The sequence below is a fragment of the Pseudarthrobacter humi genome (assembly GCF_024294965.1).
GTDB classification, from domain to species: Bacteria; Actinomycetota; Actinomycetes; order Actinomycetales; family Micrococcaceae; genus Arthrobacter; species Arthrobacter humi.
The window spans coordinates 284055-290226 of sequence record NZ_JANCLV010000005.1; the positions used below are offsets into that span (position 1 = coordinate 284055).

The 6172-nt window shown below is 63.2% G+C and carries 9 protein-coding genes; 8 read left to right on the forward strand and 1 reads right to left on the reverse strand.

Annotated features, from left to right (window positions below; genetic code table 11):
• From NFC73_RS10255 to NFC73_RS10265, 3 genes are read left to right on the forward strand one after another with little or no spacing between them, the layout of a single operon-like run.
• Positions 1-885, forward strand: a complete 885-nt coding sequence (locus tag NFC73_RS10255) for an ABC transporter permease (protein ID WP_254749857.1) — start codon at positions 1-3, stop codon at positions 883-885.
• Positions 872-1699, forward strand: coding sequence for an ABC transporter permease (locus NFC73_RS10260; RefSeq protein WP_254749859.1), 828 nt, complete (start codon positions 872-874; stop codon positions 1697-1699). Before NFC73_RS10255 ends, NFC73_RS10260 begins: the two co-directional genes overlap by 14 nt.
• A gap of 9 nt (positions 1700-1708) precedes the next feature.
• Positions 1709-2830 carry an ABC transporter ATP-binding protein gene (locus NFC73_RS10265; RefSeq protein WP_254749861.1) on the forward strand — a complete coding sequence of 374 codons (1122 nt, stop codon included), beginning with the start codon at positions 1709-1711 and terminating at the stop codon, positions 2828-2830.
• Between the two features lie 67 nt (positions 2831-2897).
• On the opposite strand, the gene NFC73_RS10270 is transcribed toward NFC73_RS10265, so the two are convergent.
• Positions 2898-3185, reverse strand: coding sequence for a YciI family protein (locus NFC73_RS10270; protein WP_104063680.1), 288 nt, complete (start codon positions 3183-3185; stop codon positions 2898-2900).
• Positions 3186-3267: 82 nt separating this feature from the next.
• On the opposite strand from NFC73_RS10270, the gene NFC73_RS10275 reads away from it, so the two are divergent.
• From NFC73_RS10275 to rpsN, 5 genes are all read left to right on the forward strand, one after another.
• Entirely contained in the window at positions 3268-3759 is a 492-nt protein-coding gene (locus NFC73_RS10275) for a MarR family winged helix-turn-helix transcriptional regulator (RefSeq protein WP_254749863.1), read from the forward strand.
• A gap of 75 nt (positions 3760-3834) precedes the next feature.
• Positions 3835-4596 (forward strand): SGNH/GDSL hydrolase family protein, encoded by a 762-nt coding sequence (locus NFC73_RS10280; RefSeq protein WP_254749865.1) that lies wholly within the window; start codon positions 3835-3837, stop codon positions 4594-4596.
• 253 nt (positions 4597-4849) lie between these two features.
• Positions 4850-5086: a 50S ribosomal protein L28 gene (gene rpmB / locus NFC73_RS10285; RefSeq protein WP_056342125.1), complete on the forward strand. Its 237-nt coding sequence runs from the start codon at positions 4850-4852 to the stop codon at positions 5084-5086.
• On the forward strand, positions 5086-5253 hold the full coding sequence (gene rpmG, locus NFC73_RS10290; protein WP_013602737.1) for a 50S ribosomal protein L33: 168 nt from the start codon (positions 5086-5088) through the stop codon (positions 5251-5253). Before rpmB ends, rpmG begins: the two co-directional genes overlap by 1 nt.
• Before the next feature lie 4 nt (positions 5254-5257).
• On the forward strand, positions 5258-5563 hold the full coding sequence (gene rpsN, locus NFC73_RS10295; RefSeq protein ID WP_026266887.1) for a 30S ribosomal protein S14: 306 nt from the start codon (positions 5258-5260) through the stop codon (positions 5561-5563).
• Positions 5564-6172 lie beyond the last annotated feature (609 nt).

Here is a 6172-nt window from a genome sequence, read left to right on the forward strand (position 1 = left end):
ATGAGCAACGCCACCTTGCAACGCGCGCGTCCGGAGGGACGCGCCCCGGCACCGGAGCAGGAGAAACCCCGACGGCGGCGCACCACCTGGTGGCTGCTGCTGGCCCCGATCCTGGCCTTCGACGTCGTACTGTTCCTCAGCCCGCTGGGCAAACTGGTGGGCTCAAGCTTCACCGGCAACGCCTACCAGCGCGTCCTCGAAGACCCGCTGGTGATCCGCTCGCTGATCAACACCCTGAGCATCAGCCTGGCATCCACCGTCGTCACCGTGGTCCTCGGCTACGTGATCGCCCTGGTGCTGTGGCGATCCGGCACGGTGACCCGCGTGATCCTGTTCGCCGTAGTGCTGCTGCCCTTCTGGACCGGCATCCTGGTGAAGAACTTCGCGTGGGCCGTGCTGCTTCAGGACAACGGCATCGTGAACTCCCTCCTCCAGGCGGTGGGCCTCACCGATGCTCCCCTTGAGCTGCTGCACAACCGGCTGGCAGTGATCATCGGCATGGTTCACTGCCTGCTCCCGTATGCGGTGTTCCCGATTTTCTCCTCGCTGACCTCCATCGATGACCGGCTTGCCCTGGCGGCGCGGTCGCTCGGGGCCAAGGAAGCCTCAATCTTCCGCCGGATCACCCTGCCGCTCAGCACGCCGGGCATCTCCGCGGCAGGCTTGCTCGTGTTCATCATCAGCACCGGATTCTTCATCACCCCGGTGGTCATGGGCGGACCCGGCGACATGATGATCGCCAACCAGATCGACTACTACGCGCGCCAGCTCACCGACTTTTCCGGGGCCGCGGCCCTGGCCGTGATCCTGACAGTGCTGGTCAGCATCCTCGTTGCCATCTACCAGCGAGTGCTCAAGGCGGGAGGCCAACATGCAGACAACTAATCCCCGGCAGCGACTGCTGACGCTGCTTTCCCTTCCGGTGTTCCTGTTCCTGGTGGTCCCGACGGCGATTGTGGTGCCTGTTGCCCTTAACGACAGCCGCTACATCACGTTCCCGCCCGAAGGAATCTCGTTCGCCGCCGTCGCTGGCTTCTTCGCTGACAAGGCCTGGACCTCGGCCCTGACGGCGAGCCTCCAGTCTGCAGCGATCGCCGTCGTGATCGGTGTGATTCTCGGCGCGACCGCGGCGATTGGCCTGCATGGACGCAAGTTCCCGGGCCAGCAGGCTGTCGTCGGGCTGATCCTGGCGCCGATGATCGTCCCCACCGTGGTGCTGGCGCTGGCGTTCTACCAGTTCTTCATTTCGCTAGGCGTGCTGGGCAGCATCCTCCCCATCGGCCTCGCGCATGCCGTCATCGCCACCCCGTACGTGTACTTGACCACGCGTGCCAGCCTTGCCGGACTGAACCCGGCGCTGGTCAATTCGGCGCAGAGCCTGGGTGCCGGGTGGCTGTCCGTGTTCCGGCACGTCTACCTGCCGGTCATCTTGCCCGGGCTGGTTTCCGGGGCGCTGTTCGCCTTCTCGGTCTCTATCGACGAGACCGTGATGTCGCTGTTTATGCAGTCGCCCAGCGCCACCACCCTGCCCGTGAAGATGTTCACCGACATCCAGTTCAACCTGACCCCCAAGATCGCGGTGTCCTCGGCCCTTTTGGTCACTGTGGCCACGCTGGGGCTGTTGTTCCAGGTCATGTTCGTTCTCAAGCGGCGTTCCACCGCCAGGATGCTGCCGCTGGCCGTGTCCGCACCAAACTAAGGAAGGCCCATGACTACTTCAGTGATTTCCGCGGCAGCAAGCACCAGGACGACGGCGTCCGCGCAGGGTTCCATTGAACTCCGGCAGGTCCGCAAGACGTACGGCGACGTCGTTGCCGTCGACGAGCTGGACCTGGTGGTGGAACCCGGCGAATTCGTCACCCTGCTGGGACCGAGCGGATCGGGCAAGACCACCACCATGATGATGGTGGCCGGATTCGAGGAGCACACGTCCGGGAGCGTCCTGATCGACGGCAAGCCCGTGGATTCGCTCCCGCCCCGGGACCGGAACCTGGGCGTCGTGTTCCAGAACTACGCCCTCTTCCCACACATGAGCGCCCGCGAAAACGTGGAGTTCGCGCTCCGGATGCGCAAGGTGCCCAAGGCCGAACGGCGTCAACGCGCCGATAGCGCGCTGGAACGCGTGGGGCTGGGCAAGATGGGCGACCGCAAGCCCCGCCAGCTCTCCGGCGGGCAGCAGCAGCGCGTGGCCCTGGCCCGCGCACTGGTGTTCAACCCGGCCGCGCTGCTCCTGGACGAGCCCATGGCCGCCCTTGACAAGCGGCTCCGCGAACACATGCAGGAAGAGATCAAGATGCTGCAGAAGAGCCTGGGCATCTCCGTCCTTTTCGTCACGCATGACCAGGACGAGGCGATGGCCATGTCCGACCGTATCGTGGTCATGAAGGACGGCAGGATCGTTCAGTCGGGCCCGCCCGAAGAGGTCTACAACCACCCGCTCACGGACTGGGTGGCCAGCTTCCTGGGCGACACCAACCTCATCCCGTGCACCGTCCTGGAACGCAGGGACGGCGAGGCGCTGGTTGACCTCGGCGGCCTGGGCCTGGGCCGTGTACGCGACCGAGGCGTCACCGGCGAGAACTACGCCGTGTCCATCCGTCCCGAACACCTCAAGTTCAGCTCCAAGGCAGGCACGGACAACTGCGGCAAGGCGGCGCTGGTCTCCTCGACCAACCTGGGCGCCACCGTGCGCCACCGCCTCACGGCCGGCGGCCACGAGCTCCAGGTGCGCGAACTCAGTTCAGATGCGACGGGTCGGCCCGCGCCAGGCGCGGAGCTGTTCGTGACCTGGGAGCCGGACAAGGCCCAGCTGCTGGTTGTGGAGCAGTAGGTCCGCCCGGGGAACTGCCGGGGTTGCCGGGCAGTTCCCCGGAGCCTGCTGGCGCGGGGCCGGGGGCTTACGTGTCCAGCAGGTTTTCGTAGCCCTCCGCCACGGTTGTGGCAGTGAATTCGATGACCTCGAACTCGGCCACACCGTTGCTGTAGAAGGGGTCCTTGGCCAGCGCAGCATCCAGTGTGGTTCGGTCGGCCTTGGACAACAGCACCCCGCCCACAGCGGGAACCTGGCGTCCGGACGCAAGGAACACGCCGTCGTCGAACGCCTGCTTAACCCACGCCATATGCGCAGGACGGTGATAGTCCACGATGTCTTCGGGCACCTTGTAGGTCAGTGATACAACAAACATAGAGTCAGCCTACCCGGATGGGTCCACGGGAACTGGTGCGTCACTTGAACGCTCAACCACGCTCTGCTTCTAGAATGGACGCATGACCGAACCGCGCTGGCTCAACGCCGACGAACGCCGTGCCTGGCTGGCACTCCTGAGCATCAACACGCTCCTGCCGGCTGCCCTGGACAACCAGCTCCACACCGCTGGCAAGGTGTCCCTGTTCGATTACAACGTCATGGCCATGCTGTCCGAAGCCGAGGGCCGCTTCCTGCCGATGAGCCAGCTGGCCGCCCGCACGAGTTCGTCGCTGTCCCGGCTCTCCCATGTTGTTGCCAAGCTGGAGAAGCGCGGATGGCTGGAGCGGCGTCCGCACCCCAGCGATGCACGGGTCACCACCGCACACCTGTCCGACGTCGGGATGGCCACTTTGGAGGCACTCGCACCGGGGCACGTGGAGGCGGTGCGCACCAAGTTCCTGGACGCGCTGACGGAACGCGACGTCAACGACCTCGCCCGCATCGGCGAAAAGATCGTGGCCCGGCTGGACGATGACCACTGGATCCTCCGCGAGACCGGAAGCCGGCCTTAAGCCGCAGCTCTGACGGCCACCCTCCGGGCGGGCCTCGTCTTGGTTGCTCCCGGCAACAGATGAAAGACTGACGCCATGGACTTTTCCGCACGGTATGTAGCGCTCGGCGACTCCTTCACGGAAGGGGTCGGGGATGACGATCCCGGCCGCCCCAACGGCGTGCGCGGCTGGGCGGACCGCGTGGCGGAGCAGCTGGGCGCGGCTGATCCCGGCTTCGGCTACGCCAACCTGGCCATCCGCGGCAGGAAGCTCCGCCAGATCATTGCAGAACAGGTGGACGCTGCCGTCGACCTTAATCCCACCTTGGTGACCATTTATGCAGGTGCCAACGACATTCTGCGGCCCAGGATCGACATCGACGATCTGCTGGCGGAGTACGACGCCGGCATCCGCAAGCTGGCGGCCACCGGCGCCACGGTGGTGATGTTCACAGGCTTCGACGCGCGCGGTTCGAAGGTCTTCAGCACCATGCGCGGCCGCACCGCCATCTACAACGAACTGGTCCGCGGCATTGCCGGGGACCATGGAGCGTTGCTGGTGGATTACTGGCGCTTTAACGAGTACTACGACTGGGGCATGTGGGCCCAGGACCGGATGCACATGTCTGCTGCCGGGCACGCCAACATGGCCAAACGCGTCCTTACCGTCCTGGAGCACGACCACTCGATCGAGGTCCCGCCCATGACCCCGGTGCCCGAGCTGAACCGGGCCGAAGCCCTCCGCGCCAACGCCCGCTGGGTCCGCGAATTCGCCGGCCCGTGGGTGGTCCGCCGCGTCACCGGCAAATCCTCCGGCGATGGCCTGGAGCCCAAATACGCCCAGCTCACGCGCCTCTGAAGCAGCGCCCCCTTATACACCGTCCGAGCACGGATTGGTCTTTAATTGCATGAACTCGTAGACTTGGTGAGCGCTAAGTGCGCGGAGCGTGCGCAATTGCTCCGGTGGCCCGGTAATTTTCTCCAGGGTAGCCGGTAGTTAGGGGCTCAAGTTGCGTGACTAACCGTTCACCCTGATCACTTTGGGTCGCACTTAGCCGCATGATCCTGCAGCAGATATGCGGATCATTACATTCAATTCTTGAGGAGAAGTCATGGCAGCACACTGCCAAGTGACCGGAGCCGAGCCGGGCTTTGGGCACAGCATTTCGCACTCGCACCGTCGCAACAAGCGTCGGTTCGATCCGAACATCCAGAAGAAGCGCTACTGGGTTCCGTCCCTGCGCCGTAACGTCACTCTGCAGCTTTCTGCAAAGGGCATCAAGACCATCGACGTACGCGGCATCGACGTAGTCGTCGCCGCCATCCTTGCTCGGGGAGTGAAGCTCTAATGGCTAAGGACAAGGACGTACGTCCGATCATCAAGCTCAAGTCGACTGCGGGCACGGGTTACACCTACGTGACGCGGAAGAACCGTCGTAACGACCCGGACCGCATGGTTCTGAAGAAGTACGATCCCAAGATCCGTCAGCACGTCGAATTCCGAGAGGAGCGCTAAACACATGGCTAAGAAGTCAATGATCGCAAAGAACGAACAGCGTAAAGTCATCGTTGAGCGTTACGCTGCAAAGCGCCTCGAACTGAAGAAGGCTCTGGTTGACCCCAACTCGACCGACGAAGTTCGCGAAGCAGCACGCCTCGGCCTGCAGAAGCTTCCCCGCAACGCGTCGCCCGTCCGTCTGCGTAACCGCGACATCATCGACGGCCGTCCGCGCGGTACCTTCCAGAAGTTCGGTATCTCCCGTGTTCGCTTCCGCGACATGGCTCACCGTGGTGAGCTCCCGGGCATCACCAAGTCTTCCTGGTAATTCAGTACCGCTGATTCCAGCTGCTTGAGAAGGGCCGGCAACCGTTTGGTTGCCGGCCCTTCTGCGTTTAAGGCTTGCCGTAATCGAGCTTGTCGGTGATCGAGCCCCCTCCGTTGTGCTGCAGCACACAGAAGTGAAGTACGACGGCGGCGCCCGAATTTGGGTGCCGATGCCGGCTTTGGGCCCCGAACGGCGGGGTTAGGTCCCGTTGTGGGGGTGGATTTGCGGTGGGGGTTGGGTGGGTGTATTGTTTTCTAAGTCGCCGCGAGGGGAACAGCGAAGAGCTGGTTACCGCGGGCGGCCAAACCCCCTAATTCAAGACCAAATGTTGGTTGTTCTTTTGAGCGCCTTTGTTTGGTGGGGATGTGTTTTCTGCTGGTGTGGGTCCTGGAATATGGATTTGCATCGGGGCGGGAAACCGGGTAAGTTTGAAAAGTTGCTCCGGAGCGATCCACGGCCGATTGAATTGGTTGTGGTGGTGCCGGGTGTGTCTGTTGTTTGAGAACTCAATAGTGTGCCAAGTTTGTTGATACCAATTTATTGTATTGAATTGGTTGAATTGACTGGATTATGCCACCCCGTGGTGTGGTCTGGTTTTTACAGCTGGTT

Bases quoted from the DNA above. Each gene is read 5' to 3' on its own strand.
- NFC73_RS10255 (WP_254749857.1), top strand. From the start codon at position 1: ATGAGCAACGCCACCTTGCAACGCGCGCGTCCGGAGGGACGCGCCCCG.
- NFC73_RS10260 (WP_254749859.1), top strand. From the start codon at position 872: ATGCAGACAACTAATCCCCGGCAGCGACTGCTGACGCTGCTTTCCCTT.
- NFC73_RS10265 (WP_254749861.1), top strand. From the start codon at position 1,709: ATGACTACTTCAGTGATTTCCGCGGCAGCAAGCACCAGGACGACGGCG.
- NFC73_RS10270 (WP_104063680.1), bottom strand. From the start codon at position 3,185: ATGTTTGTTGTATCACTGACCTACAAGGTGCCCGAAGACATCGTGGAC.
- NFC73_RS10275 (WP_254749863.1), top strand. From the start codon at position 3,268: ATGACCGAACCGCGCTGGCTCAACGCCGACGAACGCCGTGCCTGGCTG.
- NFC73_RS10280 (WP_254749865.1), top strand. From the start codon at position 3,835: ATGGACTTTTCCGCACGGTATGTAGCGCTCGGCGACTCCTTCACGGAA.
- rpmB (WP_056342125.1), top strand. From the start codon at position 4,850: ATGGCAGCACACTGCCAAGTGACCGGAGCCGAGCCGGGCTTTGGGCAC.
- rpmG (WP_013602737.1), top strand. From the start codon at position 5,086: ATGGCTAAGGACAAGGACGTACGTCCGATCATCAAGCTCAAGTCGACT.
- rpsN (WP_026266887.1), top strand. From the start codon at position 5,258: ATGGCTAAGAAGTCAATGATCGCAAAGAACGAACAGCGTAAAGTCATC.